The 17725-nt window shown below is 74.3% G+C and carries 12 protein-coding genes; 6 read left to right on the top strand and 6 right to left on the bottom strand.

The annotated features are described in order from the left end of the window. Positions 1-37: 37 nt before the first annotated feature. Genes ACFYU0_RS12945 through ACFYU0_RS12920 form a run of 6 tightly spaced genes read left to right on the top strand, consistent with a single transcriptional unit; the run spans position 38 to position 8626 of the window. Positions 38-310 carry a phosphopantetheine-binding protein gene (locus ACFYU0_RS12945; protein WP_351661942.1) on the top strand — a complete coding sequence of 91 codons (273 nt, stop codon included), beginning with the start codon at positions 38-40 and terminating at the stop codon, positions 308-310. After that, the gene (locus tag ACFYU0_RS12940; RefSeq protein ID WP_389300331.1) at positions 303-1868 is read left to right on the top strand and encodes an acyl-CoA ligase (AMP-forming), exosortase A system-associated; all 1566 of its coding nucleotides are present in this window, start codon (positions 303-305) and stop codon (positions 1866-1868) included. The genes ACFYU0_RS12945 and ACFYU0_RS12940 overlap by 8 nt, the downstream gene beginning before the upstream one ends. Continuing rightward, the gene (locus ACFYU0_RS12935; protein WP_389300329.1) at positions 1865-3178 is read left to right on the top strand and encodes a pyridoxal-dependent decarboxylase, exosortase A system-associated; all 1314 of its coding nucleotides are present in this window, start codon (positions 1865-1867) and stop codon (positions 3176-3178) included. Before ACFYU0_RS12940 ends, ACFYU0_RS12935 begins: the two co-directional genes overlap by 4 nt. 31 nt (positions 3179-3209) lie before the next feature. Beyond that, positions 3210-4043 carry an ABC transporter ATP-binding protein gene (locus ACFYU0_RS12930; RefSeq protein WP_389300326.1) on the top strand — a complete coding sequence of 278 codons (834 nt, stop codon included), beginning with the start codon at positions 3210-3212 and terminating at the stop codon, positions 4041-4043. Further along, the gene (locus tag ACFYU0_RS12925; RefSeq protein WP_389300323.1) at positions 4036-4788 is read left to right on the top strand and encodes an ABC transporter permease; all 753 of its coding nucleotides are present in this window, start codon (positions 4036-4038) and stop codon (positions 4786-4788) included. Before ACFYU0_RS12930 ends, ACFYU0_RS12925 begins: the two co-directional genes overlap by 8 nt. 28 nt (positions 4789-4816) lie before the next feature. Further along, complete coding sequence (locus ACFYU0_RS12920) at positions 4817-8626, top strand: SDR family NAD(P)-dependent oxidoreductase (protein WP_389300320.1); 3810 nt, start codon at positions 4817-4819, stop codon at positions 8624-8626. A gap of 73 nt (positions 8627-8699) precedes the next feature. Here the strand turns inward: ACFYU0_RS12920 and ACFYU0_RS12915 are convergent, their stop codons facing one another. From ACFYU0_RS12915 to ACFYU0_RS12890, 6 genes are all read right to left on the bottom strand, one after another. Continuing rightward, complete coding sequence (locus tag ACFYU0_RS12915; protein ID WP_389300317.1) at positions 8700-9461, bottom strand: thioesterase II family protein; 762 nt, start codon at positions 9459-9461, stop codon at positions 8700-8702. Continuing rightward, a complete protein-coding gene (locus ACFYU0_RS12910; RefSeq protein WP_351661921.1) occupies positions 9454-10545 on the bottom strand; it encodes an HAD-IIIC family phosphatase in 1092 nt (363 codons plus the stop codon). Before ACFYU0_RS12910 ends, ACFYU0_RS12915 begins: the two co-directional genes overlap by 8 nt. 3 nt (positions 10546-10548) lie before the next feature. Then, the gene (locus ACFYU0_RS12905) at positions 10549-11679 is read right to left on the bottom strand and encodes an acyl-CoA dehydrogenase family protein (RefSeq protein WP_389300313.1); all 1131 of its coding nucleotides are present in this window, start codon (positions 11677-11679) and stop codon (positions 10549-10551) included. A 9-nt stretch (positions 11680-11688) separates the two neighbouring features. Then, positions 11689-11937 (bottom strand): acyl carrier protein, encoded by a 249-nt coding sequence (locus ACFYU0_RS12900; RefSeq protein WP_351661915.1) that lies wholly within the window; start codon positions 11935-11937, stop codon positions 11689-11691. A gap of 68 nt (positions 11938-12005) precedes the next feature. Next, positions 12006-12851, bottom strand: a complete 846-nt coding sequence (locus ACFYU0_RS12895) for a 3-hydroxyacyl-CoA dehydrogenase NAD-binding domain-containing protein (protein WP_351661912.1) — start codon at positions 12849-12851, stop codon at positions 12006-12008. Between the two features lie 88 nt (positions 12852-12939). Then, positions 12940-17718, bottom strand: coding sequence for an SDR family NAD(P)-dependent oxidoreductase (locus ACFYU0_RS12890; RefSeq protein WP_389300308.1), 4779 nt, complete (start codon positions 17716-17718; stop codon positions 12940-12942). Positions 17719-17725 lie beyond the last annotated feature (7 nt).

Below are 17725 nucleotides of genomic sequence, written 5' to 3'. Positions count from 1 at the left end.
CCGCTGTCGGAGCAGAACTCTCCCCGAGGTGACATCAATGCCTGCATCAGTAGCGATACCGCCGCGCTTCCAGGACATCGTCCGGCCGTTCCTGCCCTATGCCGACGCCGGCGAGCTCGGGGCGTCCGACGAACTGGCCGCCCTCGGCCTGGACTCCATGGGTGTGGTCCAGCTGCTGGCCGCTCTGGAGGAGGGGTACGACCTGGACTTCCCGGACGAGGCCCTCAACCAGGACACCTTCGCCACCGTCGGTTCCCTGTGGCAGACGGTGGCCGGGGTGCTGCCCGCCGAACAGGACGGCGATGAGTGACACCCCGGGCGGCACGGTCGTCACCAGCGTCGACGGGCTGATCGGGCGGGGCGAACCCGGCCGTCCCGCCCTGACGTTCCAGGACACCACCATCGACTACGCCGAGCTGGGCCGGCGCGTGTCGCGCGCGGCCGCCGGGCTGCGCCGCCTGGGCCTGCGCCGCGGCGACCGGGTGGTGGTCTGCATGGAGAAGCGCATCGAGACGGTCGTCGCCCTGCTGGCGGTCTCCGCGTCCGGCTGTGTGTTCGTTCCCGTCAACCCCGCCTACAAGGCGCCGCAGATCGGCCACATCGTCGACGACTGCGCGGCGACCGCGGTGATCACCACGGCCGAGCGCCGTCCGACGGTGTGCTCGGCGGTCGAGGCGGCCAAGTCGGTGGAGCACGTCGTCGTGGTCGGCGAGACGCCCGCGGCGCCGGGCGGCCACTGGCGGACCACCGGGTGGGACGAACTGACCGGCCCTGGGGCGGACGAGCCCGCAGCCCGGGTGATCGACACCGACCTCGCGGCGATCCTCTACACCTCGGGCAGCACCGGCTCGCCCAAGGGCGTGGTGCTCAGCCACCGCAACCTGATCGCCGGCGCGGAGAGCGTGGCCACCTACCTCGGCAACACCGCCGACGACGTGATCCTCGCGGCGCTGCCCCTGAGCTTCGACGCCGGTCTCAGCCAGGTCACCACCGCCCTGTACGCGGGCGCCCACGTGGTGCTGGCCAACTACCTGCTGCCGGTCGAACTGGTGCGGCTGTGCGCCAGGCACCGGGTCACCGGCCTGACCGGCGTGCCCCCGCTGTGGATGCAGCTGACCGGCTGCCGCTGGCCCGAGGAGGCGGCGGCGCACCTGCGCTACTTCGCCAACACCGGCGGCCGGATGCCGCGGTCCACCCTGGACCGGCTGCGCGAGCTGTTCCCCGCCGCGCGCCCCTATCTGATGTACGGGCTGACCGAGGCGTTCCGGGCCACCTATCTGGACCCGGACGAGGTGGACCGCAGGCCCGACTCGATCGGCAAGGCCGTCCCCAACGCCGAGGTGGCCGTCGTACGGCCCGACGGCACGGTCTGCGATCCCCACGAGCACGGCGAGATCGTGCAGCGCGGCGCACTCGTGGCTCAGGGCTACTGGAACGATCCCGGGCGCACCGCCGAGCGGTTCCGTCCGGCGCCGGGCGCGTCCGGCGCGGTCCGCGCGGAGCTCGCGGTCTGGTCCGGGGACAGCGCCTACCGCGACGAGGACGGTTTCCTCTACTTCGTCGGCCGCGACGACGAGATGATCAAGACGTCCGGGTACCGGGTCAGCCCGACCGAGATCGAGGAGGCCGCCTACGCCACCGGCCTGGTCGGCGAGGCGGTCGCCTTCGGCGTACCGGACGAGCGGCTCGGCCAGCACGCCGTGCTCGTCGTCTCCGGCGACACCACCGAGAGCGCCCTGCGCCGCGCCATGGAGGAACAGGTGCCCCGCTACATGATGCCCAGACGCGTCGTCTTCCAGGACCGGCTCCCGGTCTCGCCCAACGGCAAGTTCGACCGCGTCGCGATCCGCCGGACGGTGACCTCGTGAGCCCCCGCGCGACCGGCACCGCGCCGCCGCGCCAGGACGGCGCCGATGCGGGCGGGCGTGTGCCGGACCCCGCACCCGCCGGGCCGGAGGACGACCGCCGCGGAACCGGGCCCGCGCTGTTCGGGCGGCAGGACGGGGTGCTCGCCGTCGGCGGCATCCCGGTCGACCGGCTCGCCGCACGGGTCGGCGGCACCCCGTTCTTCGCCTACGACCGCCGGCTCGTCACCGAGCGGGTCGCGGAGGTACGGAAGGCGCTTCCCGACGACGTCCTCCTGAAGTACGCCGTGAAGGCGAACCCGATGCCCGCCCTGCTGGCGCACATGAGCGGGCTGGTCGACGGATTCGACGTGGCGTCCGAGCTGGAGATGCGCAACGCGCTGAACACCACCGTCCCGCCGCGCCGGGTGAGTTTCGCCGGGCCCGGCAAGACGGACGCGGAACTGTCGGCCGCGGTGGCCGCCGGTGTCATGGTGGAGCTGGAGTCCGCGCACGAACTGGACCGCATCCGCCGCACCGGTGAGGCGCTCGGCATCCGGCCCCGCGTGGCCCTGCGGGTCAACCCGTCGTTCGCGGTGCGGGGTTCGGGGATGCGCATGGGCGGCGGCCCGCAGCAGTTCGGCGTGGACGCCGAGCGCGCTCCCCGGCTGCTGGCCGACATGCGCGACGTGGACTTCGAGGGGTTCCACGTCTTCGCCGGCTCGCAGAACCTGCGCGCCGACAGCATCTGCGAGGCGCAGCGCCTGACGGTCGAACTGCTGCTGGAACTCGCCGAGTCGGCGCCCGGCCCGGTGCGCTACCTGAACCTCGGCGGCGGCTTCGGCATCCCCTACTTCGACCGTGACCAGCCCCTCGACCTCGCCCGCGTCGGCGAGAATCTGGAGACGCTGCTCGACGGACGGGTGCGCCCGCGGCTGCCGCAGGCACGCGTGCACATCGAGCTGGGCCGCTATCTCGTGGGTGAGGCCGGGGTGTACGTCACCCGGGTCGTGGACCGCAAGGAGTCCCGCGGCACCACCTATCTCGTGGTGGACGGCGGCATGCACCACCAGCTCGCCGCCTCCGGGAACTTCGGCCAGTTCATCCGGCGCAACTACCCGGTCTCCACCGCCCGCCCGGACGATCCGGCCGACGGCACGGCGACCGTCGTCGGCTGTCTGTGCACCCCCCTGGACCTGCTCGGCGACGACGTCGCGCTGCCTCGCGCCGGGGCGGGGGACCTGATCGTGATGTACCAGGCGGGCGCCTACGGCCTGACCGCCAGCCCGACCGCGTTCCTGAGCCACCCCGCACCGGCCGAGGTGCTCGTGTGATGCCGACCGTGACCGACCTGGGGAGCCCCCCGTGCTAGAAGCAAGCGAACTCAGCAAGCGCTACGGCGACGTACGCGCGCTCGACGGATTCACGCTGTCGGTCGCGGCCGGGGAGATCTGCGGCCTGGTCGGACACAACGGCGCCGGCAAGTCCACCTTCGTGGAGATCGTCTCCGGGCTGATCCGGCCGGACGGCGGCACCGTCACCGTCGGCGGCAGGGACCCGGTGCGGGCTCGCTCGGACGTCGGGGTCGCCCCGCAGAGCATCGCGCTGTACCGCCCGGTGACGATCCGTGAGCACCTGAAGCTGTTCGGCGGTCTCGCCGGACTGCGCCGGGCCGCGCTGCGCCACGAGATCGACCTGCTCGTCGCGGCCCTGCGGCTCGGGGAGTTCTGCGACCGGCCCGTGGGCGTGCTCTCCGGCGGCCAGCAGCGGCGCGCCCAGGCGGCGGTGGCGCTCATCCACAGGCCCGGACTGCTGCTCATGGACGAACCCACCGCGGGCGCCGACCCGGAGACCCGCCAGGCGCTGCTCGACGTGGTGAAGCAGCGGGCGGGCGAGGGCGCCGCCGTGATCTACACGACCCACTACCTGCCGGAACTGGCCGAGCTGGAGGCCACCTTGGCGGTGGCACGGGCCGGCCGGGTCATCGCCCGCGGCACCAGCGCCGAGCTGCTCGACGGACTGCCCGGCGAGGTGCGCGTCACCTTCCAGGACGAGGAGGAGGTCAGCGTCTCCACGACCGACCCGACCGCCGCCCTCATGGACCTGCTCAGCGGCACCGAGCGCCCGGTGACGAGCGTCGACGTGCGCAAGCCCGACCTCGACGACCTCTATCGATCCCTGGCGGTGGCCCGTGTCTGACGTGTTGCTCCGCAGCGGCGTCCTGATCAAGCACAACGTGATCCTGCGGCTGCGCGACCCCGGCCAGATGATCAGCTACATCGTGGTGCCGATGGTGCTGATGCTGGTCTTCAAGCCGCTGTACGTGAAGGCGCTGGACGGCAGCACGCTCCAGGCGGTCACCGGCCCGCTGGTGATGTTCTCCGTCTTCGCGCTCGGCATCGTCGGCAACTCGATCCTGCTGGAGCGCGAGTGGCGCACCTGGGACCGGCTGCGGGTGACCCGGGCCACCCAGGCGGAACTGCTCGTCGGCAAGACCGTGCCGATCTTCGTGGTGCTCGTCTTCCAGCAGCTGGTGCTGATGGTGTACGGCTGCCTGATCATCGGCCTGCCGGTGCCCGGGTCCCTGCTGCTCATCGCGCTGGCGATCGCGGTCTGGGGTTTCACGCTGCTGTCCATCGGATCGGCCCTGGCCACCATCGTACGCAGTCGCGGCGATCTGCATCTGGCCACCGACGTCGGCTCGATCGTCGTCAGCTCGCTGGGCGGCGCCGTGGTACCGGTCAGCCTGATGCCGTCCTGGGCCGCCTCGCTGGCGCACATCTCGCCCGGCTACTGGGGACTGACGATGATCCAGTCCGCCGTCGGCGGCGACCTCGGCGGCACGCTGCGCTGCGCCGGCGTCTGCCTCGCCATCGGAGCGGTGTTCGGCGCCTTCGCCGTCTACCGGCTCTCCCGCGGCTGGGGCCGCAGCCACCTGCTCTGAACCGAACCCACGACCAAAGAGGTCCAACGTGACGGAGACCGACTACCAGTCCGCGGTCGCGATCATCGGCATGTCGGGGCGGTTCCCCGGCGCGTCGGACGTGACCGAACTATGGCAGCACCTGCTCGACGGGACACCGGGGCTGCGGCAGATCACCGACGACGAACTGCGGGCGGCGGGCGTCGAGCCGGCGCGGCCGGGCGAGGGGCACGTGCCGGTCGGCGGGCCGGTCGACGGCATCGACCGGTTCGACGCCTCGGTCTTCGGGTTCAGCCCGCGCGAGGCGGAGACCATGGAACCGCAGCACCGGCTGTTCCTGGAGTGCGCCTGGGAGGCCCTGGAGGGCGCCGGCCACTGCCCGACCTCCCACGACGCCCCCGTCGGCGTCTTCGCCGGCTGCGGCTACCCCGACTACATGCGCGACAACCTGGCCGGACTGGGCGACGAGCCCGGCGGTCACCTGCTGCTGGCCGCCGGCAGCGAACGCGACTCGCTCACGTCGCTCGTGGCGTACAAGCTCGGCCTCACCGGGCCCGCCGTCACCGTGCAGACCTTCTGCTCGACCTCCCTGGTCGCGGTGCACATGGCCTGCCAGAGCCTGCTCACCTTCGAGTGCGACACCGCGCTGGCCGGCGGCGCCGCGCTGCCCCTGCCGCAGCCCGCCGGGTACCACTACGAGCCGGGCGGGATCCTCTCCCCCGACGGGAAGGTGCGCAGCTTCGACGCCGCGGCCAACGGCAGCGTGATGGGCAGCGGCGTCGGCGTCGTCGCCCTCAAGCGCATGACCGACGCGCTCGCCGACGGCGACGTGATCCACGCCGTGATCCTCGGCTCCGCCGTGAACAACGACGGCCCCGGACGCGTCGGCTACACCGCCCCCGGCGTCGAGGGCCAGGCCGGGGTGATCGACGCGGCGCTGGCCGTCGCCGACGTCAAGCCGGAGACCGTCGGCTACGTCGAGTGCCACGCCACCGGCACCAACCTCGGCGACGCGATCGAACTGACGGCGATGAGCAAGGTGTTCCCGGACGGCCGGGACACCCCGTGCGTCCTGGGCTCGCTCAAGCCCAGCGTCGGGCACCTGGACCGCGCCTCGGGCGTCACCGGCCTGATCCGGGCCACGCTCGCGGTGCGCGAGCACGTGCTGCCCGGCACCCCCGGCTTCGAGCGCCCCAACTCCGCGCTGGCGGCGGCCGGCGACCGCTTCGCCGTGCTCACCGGCCACCGCCCCTGGGCGGCGGGCCCCCATCCGCGCCGGGCCGGCGTCAGCTCCTTCGGGCTGGGCGGCACCAACGCCCATGTGGTCCTGGAGGAGGCCCCGCCGCGCCCCGCGCCGTCCGGCCGGCCGGGCCCGCACGTGCTGGCCTTCTCGGCCGGCGACCGGACCGCGCTGGACGCCCTCACCGAGCGGTTGCGCGCCCACCTGGCCGCACACCCCGAACTCGACCTGGCGGACGTGGCGTACACCCTTCAGGTCTCCCGGGGCCAGTTCGCACTGCGCCGCGCGGTGGTCTGCCGGGACCGCGAGGACGCGCTGGCCGCGCTCGCCGACCCGGAGCGCCTGAAGGACGGCGAGGCCCACCGGCAGAACCCGCCCGTGCGGCTGGTCGCCGGGCCGGAGACCGACGACCGCCGCGCGGCGGAGCTGGCCGCCGCCCTCGCCGCGCTCACCGACGTGCCGCCGCCCGCCTCGCCCGGCCCGCCGGCCGTGGCCGCCCAGGCCGGCGAGGCGCTCGCCCGGCTCGGCGTCCGGCCGGCCGCGGACACGGACGGCGACGCCGTCGAGGTCCGCCTCGGCGACGGACCGGCGGACCTGTGGCCCGCCGAGACGCTCGCCCGGCTGTGGCTGACCGGCGTCCGCGTCGACTGGGAGGCCCTGCACCGCGGTTCCGGCGACACCCGCACCGCCCGCCGGGTCGAACTGCCCACCTATCCCTTCCAGCGCCGCCGCTACTGGACGGACCCCGCCCCCGCGTCCCGGACGGCGGCGGCCCCGACGGACGGCAGGATCGACGACGTGTCGGCCTGGACCTACCTGCCGACCTGGGAGCAGCGCCCCGCGGCGGACGGCGGCCCGGCCGGCGCGGAGCACGAGCCGGCCGACCTGCTGCGCGCGGCGGGCCCCTGGCTGGTGCTGTCCGGGGACGCGCGCGGCGAGGCCCTGATCGAGCGGCTGACGGCGGCCGGCGCCGAGACCACGGCCGTACGGCTCGGCGCCGCGTTCGGCATGGACGACGCCGGTGACCTCACCGTCGGCCCGCGTCCCGCCGACGACATCCCCGAGGTGCTGGCCTCCCTCATGGTCGCCCCGCGCACCGTCGTGCACGCCTGGAGCCTGGCCGACCCGCGGGACGCCCCGGCGGACCCGGCGGACCGGTTCGACGCGGCCCAGGAGCTGGGCTTCCACAGTGCGCTCGCCCTCGCCGGCGCACTGGCGGACACGGCTGCCGAGACCGACCTGGTCCTGCTGACCCCCGGCGCGGCCGGCGTCACGGGGGCCGACCTGGAGCGGCCCGAGCACGCCTCGCTGGCCGCGCTCGCCCCCTCGCTGACACAGGAGAACCCGCGGCTGCGCTGCCGCAGCGTCGACGTCGACGACCCGTCCGCCGGACCCCACCGGCCCGCCGCGCTCGCCCGGCTCGCAGCCGCCGTCCTCACGGCCGCCGTCGCCCCGCACGAGGGACCGCTGGCGGTGCGCGCCGGGGAGAGCTGGCTGCGCCGCTACGTCCCGCTGCCGCTCGGGGAGCCGCACCGGCCGCCGTTCCGGCAGGGGGAGACCGTCCTGATCACCGGCGGTCTCGGGGACGTGGGCCTCACGCTGGCCCGCCATCTGGCCGCGGCCTACCGCTGCCGGCTGGTCCTGACCACCCGTGCCGCCCTCCCGCCCCGTGCGGAGTGGGAGCACTACGCGGACCCCGCCCGGCCCCGGCCGGCCGGTGACGAGCGCACCGCCCGGCACGTGCGCAACCTCCTCGACCTGGAGGAGCGCGGCGCCGAGGTGCTGGCGGTGTCGGCCGACGTGGCCGACCTGGAGGCCATGCGCGCGGTGGTCGCGGCCGCCGAGGAGCGGTTCGGCCGGATCGACGTGGCGGTGCACGGAGCCGGTGTGCAGGACCCGCGGTTCTTCCGCGCGGCCCATCTGTCGGACCGGGACGTGTGCGCGGCGCACTTCGGCGCCAAGGTGCGGGGCTTCCACGTCCTGCAGGAGGTGCTGGCCGGGCACTGCCCCGACCGGCGCATCACCCTGTCCTCGATCGCCGCGGTGCTGGGCGGTATCGCCCTCGGCCCGTACGCGGCCGCCAACGCGGCCCTGGACGCCTACGCCCGCACCGCCCGGCGCGACGGCGCGGGCGCCTGGGTCAGCGTCGACTGGGACACCTGGGGCGTGGACCCGGCGCGTTTCGACGGGGAGCTGGTGATGACACCGCGCGAGGGCGTCGCGGTCTTCGAGCGCGCCCTGGCCGCCGGTGAACGCACGGGCCACCTCGCGGTGTCGACCGGGTCGCTGGGCGCACGGCTGGACCGGTGGGTGACCGGTGGCCCGGCCGAGGCCGACGATCCCGACACCGGCGAGCGCCACCCACGCCCCATGCTCAACACGCCCTACGCGCAGCCCGCCGACGAGCTGGAGACGACGCTGGCCGGTGTGTGGGCCGCGGTCCTGGGGCTCGACCGGGTCGGCAGGGACGACAACTTCTTCGAGCTGGGCGGGCACTCCCTGCTCGCGATCCAGGTCGCCAACCGCATCCGGGCCGCGGTGAGCTCGTCGATGCCGGTGACGGCGATCGTCGAGCACCCGACGGTGCGCGAACTGGCGGAAGTGGTCAGGGCCGGCTGAGCCGGGACGGCAGGACGCCCGCGGGGGGCGACCGCTTCGAGCGGTCGCCCCCCGCGGGCGTCCGGGGCCGGGGTCAGCGCCAGGGCGCGAGCGCCGACGCGAGGTACTTGCGGGTCAGATCGGCCTGCTCCAGTGCCGCGAAGTGGCCGCCCATCAGCGTGTTCAGGACGAACCCGGCGCTGGTGTGCGCCTCCCAGGCCGCCACGTCCGCCACCGAGGCGCGCGGGTCGTCCGTCGCCGCCACGGCGGTGACCGGGACGGTGAGCGGGGCGGCGGGGACGTACCGGTAGTTCTCCTTGACGGTGAAGTCCGCCTTGAACGGCGGCAGCACCAGGTTCAGCAGCGCCTCGTTGTCCAGCAGCCATTCCGGGGTGCCGCCCAGCCGGCGCAGCAGCTCGGCTATCTGCCGCTGGGTCATCTGCCGGATCGGGACCAGCCCCTCGAGACCGCCGCACAGCTCGGGCGCCCCGCATCCGGACACCAGCAGGTGCACCGGGGCGGGGCCGCCGACCGCCGCGACGCGCCGGACGAGTTCGTACGCCGTCATCGCGCCGAGGCTGTGGCCGTAGACGGCGTACGGGCCGCCGCCGGACTCCGCCACGTCCGCCAGGACCGCCTCGGCGAGATCGGCGACCAGGTCCCGCATGTGCTCGTACGGCGTCTCGCGATGCCGGCCCTCCCGGCCGGGCGGCTGCACCGGGCGGACGCTGACGCCGGGCACGGCGCCGATCCAGGAGCGGAACGCCGAGGCGGACCCGCCGGCGTGCGGCAGGCAGTACAGCCGGACGGCTCCCTCGGAAGCCTGGTACGGGAGCCAGCGCTCCGGGTCAGTCATCGGCGGCGCTCCCGGCGTCGAGGATCTCCAGGGTGACGTAGCCCGGCGGGTCCTGGAGGTTCGCCAGATCGGCGCCCAGCACCACCCGGTCGCCGTCCCTGGACACCTCCGTGAAACCGCTGAAGGCGTAGGTGATCTGCATCATGCGGTTGCGCCCGGTCTCCACGAAGTCCGCGTGCAGGGCGGCGCCGGCCTGCCCGGCCAGCCGCATCACATGGTTGAGCAGCACCATGCCGACCCCGCGGGACATCACCCGGCAGGACATCAGCATCATCCGCAGGTGCCACACCTCGGGCGTCTTCTCCACCAGGGCGAGGCCGATCTTGCCGTACGAGCCGAATTCATCGGTGAGCGAGGCGACCAGCAGCAGGTGGTCGTCCGACCGGCGCAGCTCGTCCAGCTCGTCGTAGGAGTACGTGCGTCCGGTGGAGTTGAGCTGGTTGGTGCGCAGCGTCAGCTCCTCGGCCCGCTGCAGGTCCTCCCGGCGGGCCGGCGCGATGGTGAAGCGCATGCCGAGCCCGGCGAGGAACTCCTCGTCGGTGCCGACGAAGTCCCGGGCGCGCTCGTCACGGGTGAGCTGCGCCCGGTACATGCCGCGCCGCTCGGCGGACTCGTCGGTGACGAAGCGTGGCCGGAACTCCTCCCGGACCAGCACCTCGTCGATGTCGGTGACGTCGACGCAGGTGACCTGGGGCAGCGCCGAGGCGACCTCGGCGCGTTCGAAGGGCTGGTCGTCGACGAACGCGAACGCGTCCAGCCCGAGGTTGAGCGCCTCGGCGATCCGCCTGAGCGAGTCGGACTTGGCGTTCCAGGTGATCTGCGGGCACAGGAACATGTCCTCCAGGCCCAGTTCCCGGAGCTTGGCCAAAGCCGTCTCCGGGTCGTTCTTGCTGGCCACCGAGTGCAGCACGCCCATCCGGTCCAGCCGGTGGATGTGCTCGACCACGTGCGGCCTGACCCGGACGCCGGCGTCCTCGAGGAGGACGCCGTCCCACAGCGTGTCGTCCAGGTCCCACACCACGCACTTGATGCGTCCCTGCGCCGGCTTCCCGGGCAGCACGGCGACGCCGGCCGCTTCAGTCATCTCTCAGTCCCTTCCCTTGCGGAACGCCTCGCCGGCGATGGTGATCCGCTGGATCTCGCTGCTGCCCTCGATGATCTCCATCACCTTGGCGTCGCGGTAGAACCGGGCCACCGGGGAGTCCTGGCTGCAGCCGAGCGCGCCCTGGATCTGCACGGCCTCGGTGGCGTGCCGGGCGGCGGCGGTGGAGGCGAAGTACTTGGCGATCCAGGTCGCCATGAGCGTGGCCGAGTCGCCGGCGTCCTTCAGCCGGCCCGCTTCCCCGACCAGCAGCCGCGCCGCGCGCACGTCGGTCACCATGTCCGACAACTTGGCCCGGATCAGTTGCTGTTCGGACAGCGGCACGCCGCCGACGGTCCGCCGGCCGCTGTGCTCGGCGCTGGCCTCCAGGCACGCCTGCACGATGCCGACCGAGCCGGCCGCCACGCTGTAGCGGCCGAGGTCGAGCACGCCGGTGAGCACCATGCCGCTGGTGAAACCGCTCGGGCCGAGCAGGGCGTCCGGGCCCAGGAGCACCTGGTCGAAGCTCACCTCGGCCAGCATCGACGCGCGGGTGCCGAGCATGTCGTGGATCGGTTCGACGCGGACGCCCGGCGCCGTGCGCGGCACCAGGAAGGCGCTGATGCCCGCCCCGGCGCGCGCGAAGACCAGGAACAGGTCGGCGCGGGCGCCGTTGGTGATCCACTTCTTGACGCCGGTGAGCAGCCAGCCGTCGCCTTGTCCGGTCGCGGTGGTGGTGATGCCGACGGCGTCGCTGCCGGCGCCCGGCTCGGACAGGCAGAACGCGCCGAGGGCGCGCCCGGCCGCGAGGCCGGGCAGCCAGCGGTCGCGCTGGGCGTCGCTGCCCCAGCGCTGGACGGCCCAGGACACCATGGTGTGCACGGTGAGCAGGCTGCGCACGGACGAGCAGCCGCGGCCCACCTCCTCGTGCAGCGCGCCCAGGCCGACCATGTCCAGCCCGGCCCCGCCCGCCTCACGCGGCAGGAACGGGGCCCACAGTCCCGCACCTGCGAGACGGTCGAGCAGTTCTTCCGGTATCGCGCCGGCACGGTCCCAGCGGTCCGCCTCGGGCACGATGTGGGCGTCCACGAACTCCCGGACCGCGGCGCGGTCCAGGACGGGCAGCGCGGTGGTCATCTGCGGCCCCTACGCGGTGACGGTGGCGGACTGCCGGCGTTCCACCAGCTCGGCCATCGCGGTGACGGTACGGAAGTTGTCGATGCGCAGCTCGTCGTTGGGGATGGAGATGCCGAACTCCTTCTCCACGAACATCACCAGCTCCATCGCGAAGAGGGAGTTGATGAAGCCGAGCGAGAAGATGTCCTGGTCGTCGGTGAGTTCCGCCTGCGGGTAGCGGCTGACGATGAAGTCACGGATGCGGGCGGCGTTGTGCATGGAGTGCTCCTTGGAGAGACGTCGGGAGGAGGGAAGGAAAGGGGCGGGACTGAGGCGCGGTACGCCGGTCAGCCCTCGTAGGTGTAGAAACCGCGGCCTGACTTGCGTCCGTGCAGCCCCGCGTCGGTCATCTGCTTGAGCAGCGGGCAGGGCCGGTACTTGCTGTCGGCGTAGTGCTCGTAGAGCACCTCGACGCTGTAGAGGATCGTGTCGACGCCGATCAGGTCGGCGGTCTCCAGCGGGCCCATGGGGTGCCCGAAGCAGCCGCGGAAGACCTCGTCGACCTGCTCGGCGGTGGCCACGCCCTCGTGCACCAGGTAGGCGGCCTCGTTCACGGTGAGCATCAGCACGCGGTTGGAGACGAAGCCCGCGGAGTCCTTGACCTCGACGGCCTTCTTGCCCATGCCGCGCAGCAGCTCCCGGGTCCGCTCGACCGTCTCCGGCGAGGTGTGCACACCGGGGATCAGCTCGACGACCGGCTTGGCCGGCACCGGGTTCATGAAGTGGACGCCGACGGTCTGGGCCGGGCGGCTGCTCAGCGAGGCGATCCGGGTGATCGGGATGGCGGAGGTGTTGACGACGACGACGGTGTCCGGGGCGCACACCTCGTCGAGCGCGCGGTGCACCTCACGCTTGATCTCCCAGTTCTCGGTGACGTTCTCGATCACCACCGACGCCTTGGCCAGGGCGGGGACGCCGACCGCGGTGGTGATCCGCGACAGCACCTCGTCCGCGTCCAGGGCCGGTCCGCCCATCAGGGCGCTCATCCGGCAGTTCCGGTAGATCGTGTCGCGGGCGGCGGTCAGGATCTCCTCGTCCTTGTCGACGAGGACTACCTCGTAACCGCACTGGGCCAGGTTCTGGGCGACGCCGACGCCCATCACACCGGCGCCCACCACTCCGATGACGCTCATGTCCCACTCCGTTCTGTGCCGTTGTCTGCTTGCTCGGTCGTGCCTGTTGCCCGGTCGGACCCGCTCGCGCCGGGTCCTGGGCGGTCCGTCAGGAGCGGGCGGCGCGGCGCGCGCCCAGTGCCTGGCGGCGGCGCTCCATGCGGCCGCCGGCCGCGGTGTCCCGCGGGGTCGCGGAGTCCGCTCCGGCGAGGGCGGTCGCCATCGCGGCCACCGTCGGGTGCTCGAAGAGCAGGGCCGGGGCGACCGGCCTGCCCAGCCGCTTCTCGAGTGCGGCGACCATCGACATGCCGATCAGCGAGTTGCCGCCGAGTTCGAAGAACGGGTCGTGCACGCCGACCTGTTCGAGGCCGAGGTAGGCGCTCCACACCTCCGCGACGGCCGTCTCCAGTTCGCTGCCCGGCGCCACGAAGGCGCTGCGCAGGTGCGGCCGCGGGAAGCGGGTCGCGCCGACCGCCGCGGGCGTGGTCCCGGCGAGGGCGTCCAGGTCGGACAGGGCCGCCCAGGCGTGCCGGGCGTCGGCCAGCGGCTGGCGCAGCGCGAGGACCGGGCCCTCGGCCCCCGCGGCGATACGGTCCAGGAGGGCGCAGCCGTCCTCGTCTCCGAAGCCGTAGGCGCCGCGGTAGGCGCGCACCCGCTCGGCGAGTCCGTCGGCCGCGTCCTCGCCCCACGCGTCGTGCCGCCAGGGGCTCCAGGCGACCGACAGCACCCGGGTACCGTGCCCGGACAGTGCGGCGGCGTAGGAGTCCAGGACGGTGTTGGCCGCGCAGTAGTCGCCCTCGCCGAGGCCGCCGAGCACGGTGACGGCGGAGGAGTACAGCACCAGCAGCTCCAGGCGCTCCTCCTCGGGCGCCCCGGGGCCGGCGAGTTCGGCGAGCGGGGCCATGGCGAGGACCTTCGGCGCGAGCACCGCGGCCGTCGCGTCCGGCGTGCGGCGGGCCACCAGGCCCCCGGCGGGGACGCCCGCCGCGTGCACCACGCCGTGCAGGGCGCCGAAGTGCTCCCGGCACCGGCGCAGCGCACCCCGCAGCTGCCCGGGCTCCCCGGTGTCCGCGGTCAGCAGCAGCACCTCGGCGCCGGCCGCCTCGAGTTCGGCCACGTCCCGCAGGGTGCGGGCGGCCTCCGGTGCGGCCTCGCCGTCCAGCGCGGTACGGCCGACCAGGGCGAGCCTGCGCACGCCGGCGCCGACCAGGTGCCGGGCCAGTGCCATGCCGAGGCCCCGGGTGCCGCCGGTGATCAGATAGGTCCCGTCCGGTCGCCACACGGCGCCGGCGGCGGCCGGCAGGTCGGCCTCGCCCCAGCCGCGGAGCAGGCGGCGGCCGCCGCGGCGGGCGGCCAGGGAATCCGCGCCGGGGCCGGCGGCGGGCCCGGTCCAGGGGCCGCGCCGCAGCTCGTGGCCGACGGCGGCCGCCGGGTCGGGGCCGGCCGGGGCGCCGGTGCCGTCGGTCTCCAGGTCCAGGCCGCGCCAGTGCAGCCCGGGCAGTTCGCTGCGCACCACGCGCCCGAGCCCGTGCACCAGGGACCGCTCCGGCGCGGTCACGTCGCCGCCGGTCACCTCGAGGGCCCCGGCGCTGACCGTCAGCAGCCGGACCTCGCGGCCGGCCGCCGTCTCGGCGAGGGACTGGACGGTGAGCAGCAGCGTGTCGAAGCCCCGGGAGACCGCCGTGCGCAGCGCCGCCTCCTCGGTGCCGTCCGCGCCGTCGCGGGTGTCCAGGCTCCACAGGTGCGCGATGTGCAGCGGCCCCGGGCCCAGCTCGGCGGCCGCGGCGCAGACCGCCTTGTGGTGGCCGGCCGCGGACGGGTCGATGACCATGTGCGGGCCGTCCAGGCGGATCTCGGCTCCCGCCTCGACCCGCAGCACCGCGGTCCCCGCCGCGGCGGCGAGACCGGCGAGGCGGGCGCCCAGCCCGTCGCGGTCGCCGAGCACGACCAGCGGGCCGTCGAGAGCGACGGCGAGCGGGCCGGGGGAGACGTCGCGCTGCCAGGTCGGCGTGTAGCACCGCTCCTCGGGGACGCCGGCGGGCGCGACCGTACCGACGGGCGCGGCGCCGGTCTCCTCGGGCCAGAACCGGGTCCGCCGGAACGGGTAACCGGGCAGGTCGACCAGGGTGGCCCCGGCGGGCCGCAGCGCCGGCCAGGAGACGTCGACGCCGGTCTCCCACAGCCGCGCGCAGGTCTCGAGCAGCGCGGTGCGGGCGTCCTTGCGGCCCTGCTCCGGCCACGGCGCGGCCAGGGTGCCGAGGATCGCGGAGCCCTGCCCGGCGGCCGTGTTCTGCCGCACCAGGCCGCCGAGGGTCTGCCCGGCGCCGAGTTCGACGTACACGTCGACGCCCAGTCGCGCGCACTGTGCGACCCCGTCGGCGAACCGGACCGGCCGGCACAGGTGCTCGGCCCAGTACCGCGGGTCGGTGGCCCGTTCGGCGGTGAGCGCCTCGCCGGTGAGGTTGGAGACGATCGTGCGGGTGGGCTCGTGCCGGGGCACCGAGGAGATCAGCTCGGCGAGCCGGGCGCGGGCCGGCTCCAGCAGGGAGGAGTGGAAGGCGTGCGCGGAGCGCAGCAGCCGGCAGGCCACGCCGCGGTCCGCCAGATGGCTCCGGACCCGCTCGATGTCGTCCTCGCGGCCGCTGAGCACGGTCATGTGGGGGCCGTTGAGCGCCGCCACGTCCACCACGGCGCCGCACCGCGCCAGCGCCGCGCGGACCTCGCTCCCGCCGAGGGGGACGGCGAGCATCCGGCCGGGTTCGGCCGCCTCGATCAGCCGGGCCCGCTCGATGACGATCCGCAGCGCGTCCTCGGGCGTGAACACCCCGGCCAGGCAGGCCGCGACGTACTCGCCGAGGCTGTAGCCGATGAGCACGTCGGGGGTGACCCCCCAGTGCCGGAGCAGGGTGGCGAGGGCGTACTCGACGGTGAACAGGAACGGGTGCGCCACCTCGGCGTGGTGCAGGGGGTCGTCCGCCTCCTGCGGTCCGCCGGAGGCGCGGCCGAGCAGGGCGGCCAGGTCGAGGCCGCCGCCCGCCGCTTCCGGCGCCGGCTCCTCCCGCGGGAGCAGGGCGGGACGCAGATCGACGCCGTACTGCTCGGCGACGGCCGTCAGCCGGTCCACGGCCGCGGCGAACACCGGTTCGCCCGCGTACAGTTCGCGGCCCAGACCGGCGTACTGGTCGCCCACCCCCGGCAGCAGGAACGCCACCCGCGGGCGGCCCTTCATCCGGCGTACCCCGGGCTCGCCGGCCGCACCGGACAGCAGCCCGGCCGCCTCCTCGTGGCCGCCGGCGACGACCGCGCGCCGGAACTCCAGCGCCGAGCGGCCCTCACGCAGCGAGTACGCCACGTCGGCGAGCGGGGACTCGCCGCCGCTCTGGCGGAGATGGGCGGCGAGGCCGGTCAGCCTGTCGCGCAGTGCCTCGGGGCCGGCGGCCGACACGGGCAGCAGCTCGGCCCGCGGAGCGGCCCGACGGGACTCCTCCCCGGGTTCCTCGCCGTGGGCGGGGTCGGGCGCGGCCTCCAGGACGACGTGCGCGTTGGTGCCGGACCAGCCGAAGGAGCTGACCCCGGCGATGCGCCGCCGCCCGTCCTCCACCAGGGGATGGGAGCGGACGGCGGGCCGGACGGTGCCGTCCTCGGGGACGGCCTCGGCCGGGGAGCTCTGGTGCAGGTTCGGGGGCACGACACCGTGCTTGAGCACCAGCACCGTCTTGATCAGCCCGGCCACGCCGGCCGCGGAGAGCGTGTGGCCGATGTTGGTCTTCACCGCGCCCACGGCCAGCGGCCGGTCGGGCGAGCGGTCCTTGAACACATCGTGCAGGGCGCCGAGTTCGATGGCGTCACCGAGCCGGGTGGCCGAGCCGTGCGCCTCGACGTAGGAGACCTCCTCGGGCCGCACCGAGGCGGCTTCGAGCGCCTGCCGGATGACCGCCGCCTGGGCGGGCCGGCTCGGAGCGGTCAGCCCGTTGCTGTGCCCGTCCTGGTTGACCGCCGAGCCGCGCAGCACCGCGTGGACGCGGTGCCCGTTGCGGATCGCCGAGGACAGCCGTTCCAGTACGACGATGCCGCCGCCCTCGCCCATCACGTAACCGCCGGCGCCCGCGTCGAAGGTCCGGCACTCGCCGTCCGGCGACAGCATGGACGACGCGCAGGCATACACGAACGAGGTGTCGGGCTGGATCATCGCCATCGACGCACCGCCCGCGACCGCCATCTCGCACTCGTCGCGCCGCAGGGCCTGCGCGGCCAGGTGCACGGACACCAGCGAGGACGAGCAGGCCGTGTCGACGGTGAGCGCCGGGCCGTGCAGGTCGAAGTGGTAGGCGATGCGCCCGGCGGCCACGCTCGGCGAGCTGCCCTGCACCAGGTAGGGGTCGGTGTACGCGACCGGTCCCTGGCGTTCGGTCTGGAGCCTGCCGTACTGGAAGGTGTCGAACAGGCCGATCATCACGCCGGTACGGCTGCCGGCCAGTCGCTCGGGCGGGGTGCCCGCGTTCTCCAGCGCCTCCCACACCAGTTCCATCAGCAGCCGGTGCTGCGGGTCGGTGCGCAGCGCCTCCTGCGGGGACATCCCGAACAGCTCCGCGTCCCAGGCGGCGATGTCCTTCAGGAAGGCGCCGCGCCGGGTGTAGACCCCGTAGTCCTTCTCGTAGGGCTCGATGCGGAAGCGTTCGGGAGGCACGTCGGTGACCGCGTCACGTCCGTCGCGCAGCAGTTCCCAGTAGGCGTCGACCCCGTCCGCTTCGGGGTAACGGCAGGCCATCCCGACGATCGCGATCGGCTCGGCGGCGCGCTCCTCCAGCTCGGCCACGCGTCGCCGGGTCCGCACGAGGTCGTTCGTCGCCCGCTTGAGGTACTCGCGCAACTTCTCTTCGGTTGCCATCAGTCTC

It is taken from the genome of Streptomyces sp. NPDC003720 (assembly GCF_042875075.1).
Lineage (GTDB): Bacteria > Actinomycetota > Actinomycetes > Streptomycetales > Streptomycetaceae > Streptomyces.
Note: the sequence above shows the minus strand (reverse complement) of the source record. Positions and strands in the feature narration are given on the sequence as shown.

What these genes read in the sequence shown, in the direction of transcription:
- ACFYU0_RS12895 (WP_351661912.1), bottom strand. Translation starts at nt 12,851, where the DNA reads ATGAGCGTCATCGGAGTGGTGGGCGCCGGTGTGATGGGCGTCGGCGTC.
- ACFYU0_RS12915 (WP_389300317.1), bottom strand. Translation starts at nt 9,461, where the DNA reads ATGACTGACCCGGAGCGCTGGCTCCCGTACCAGGCTTCCGAGGGAGCC.
- ACFYU0_RS12910 (WP_351661921.1), bottom strand. Translation starts at nt 10,545, where the DNA reads ATGACTGAAGCGGCCGGCGTCGCCGTGCTGCCCGGGAAGCCGGCGCAG.
- ACFYU0_RS12900 (WP_351661915.1), bottom strand. Translation starts at nt 11,937, where the DNA reads ATGCACAACGCCGCCCGCATCCGTGACTTCATCGTCAGCCGCTACCCG.
- ACFYU0_RS12945 (WP_351661942.1), top strand. Translation starts at nt 38, where the DNA reads ATGCCTGCATCAGTAGCGATACCGCCGCGCTTCCAGGACATCGTCCGG.
- ACFYU0_RS12905 (WP_389300313.1), bottom strand. Translation starts at nt 11,679, where the DNA reads ATGACCACCGCGCTGCCCGTCCTGGACCGCGCCGCGGTCCGGGAGTTC.
- ACFYU0_RS12940 (WP_389300331.1), top strand. Translation starts at nt 303, where the DNA reads ATGAGTGACACCCCGGGCGGCACGGTCGTCACCAGCGTCGACGGGCTG.
- ACFYU0_RS12890 (WP_389300308.1), bottom strand. Translation starts at nt 17,718, where the DNA reads ATGGCAACCGAAGAGAAGTTGCGCGAGTACCTCAAGCGGGCGACGAAC.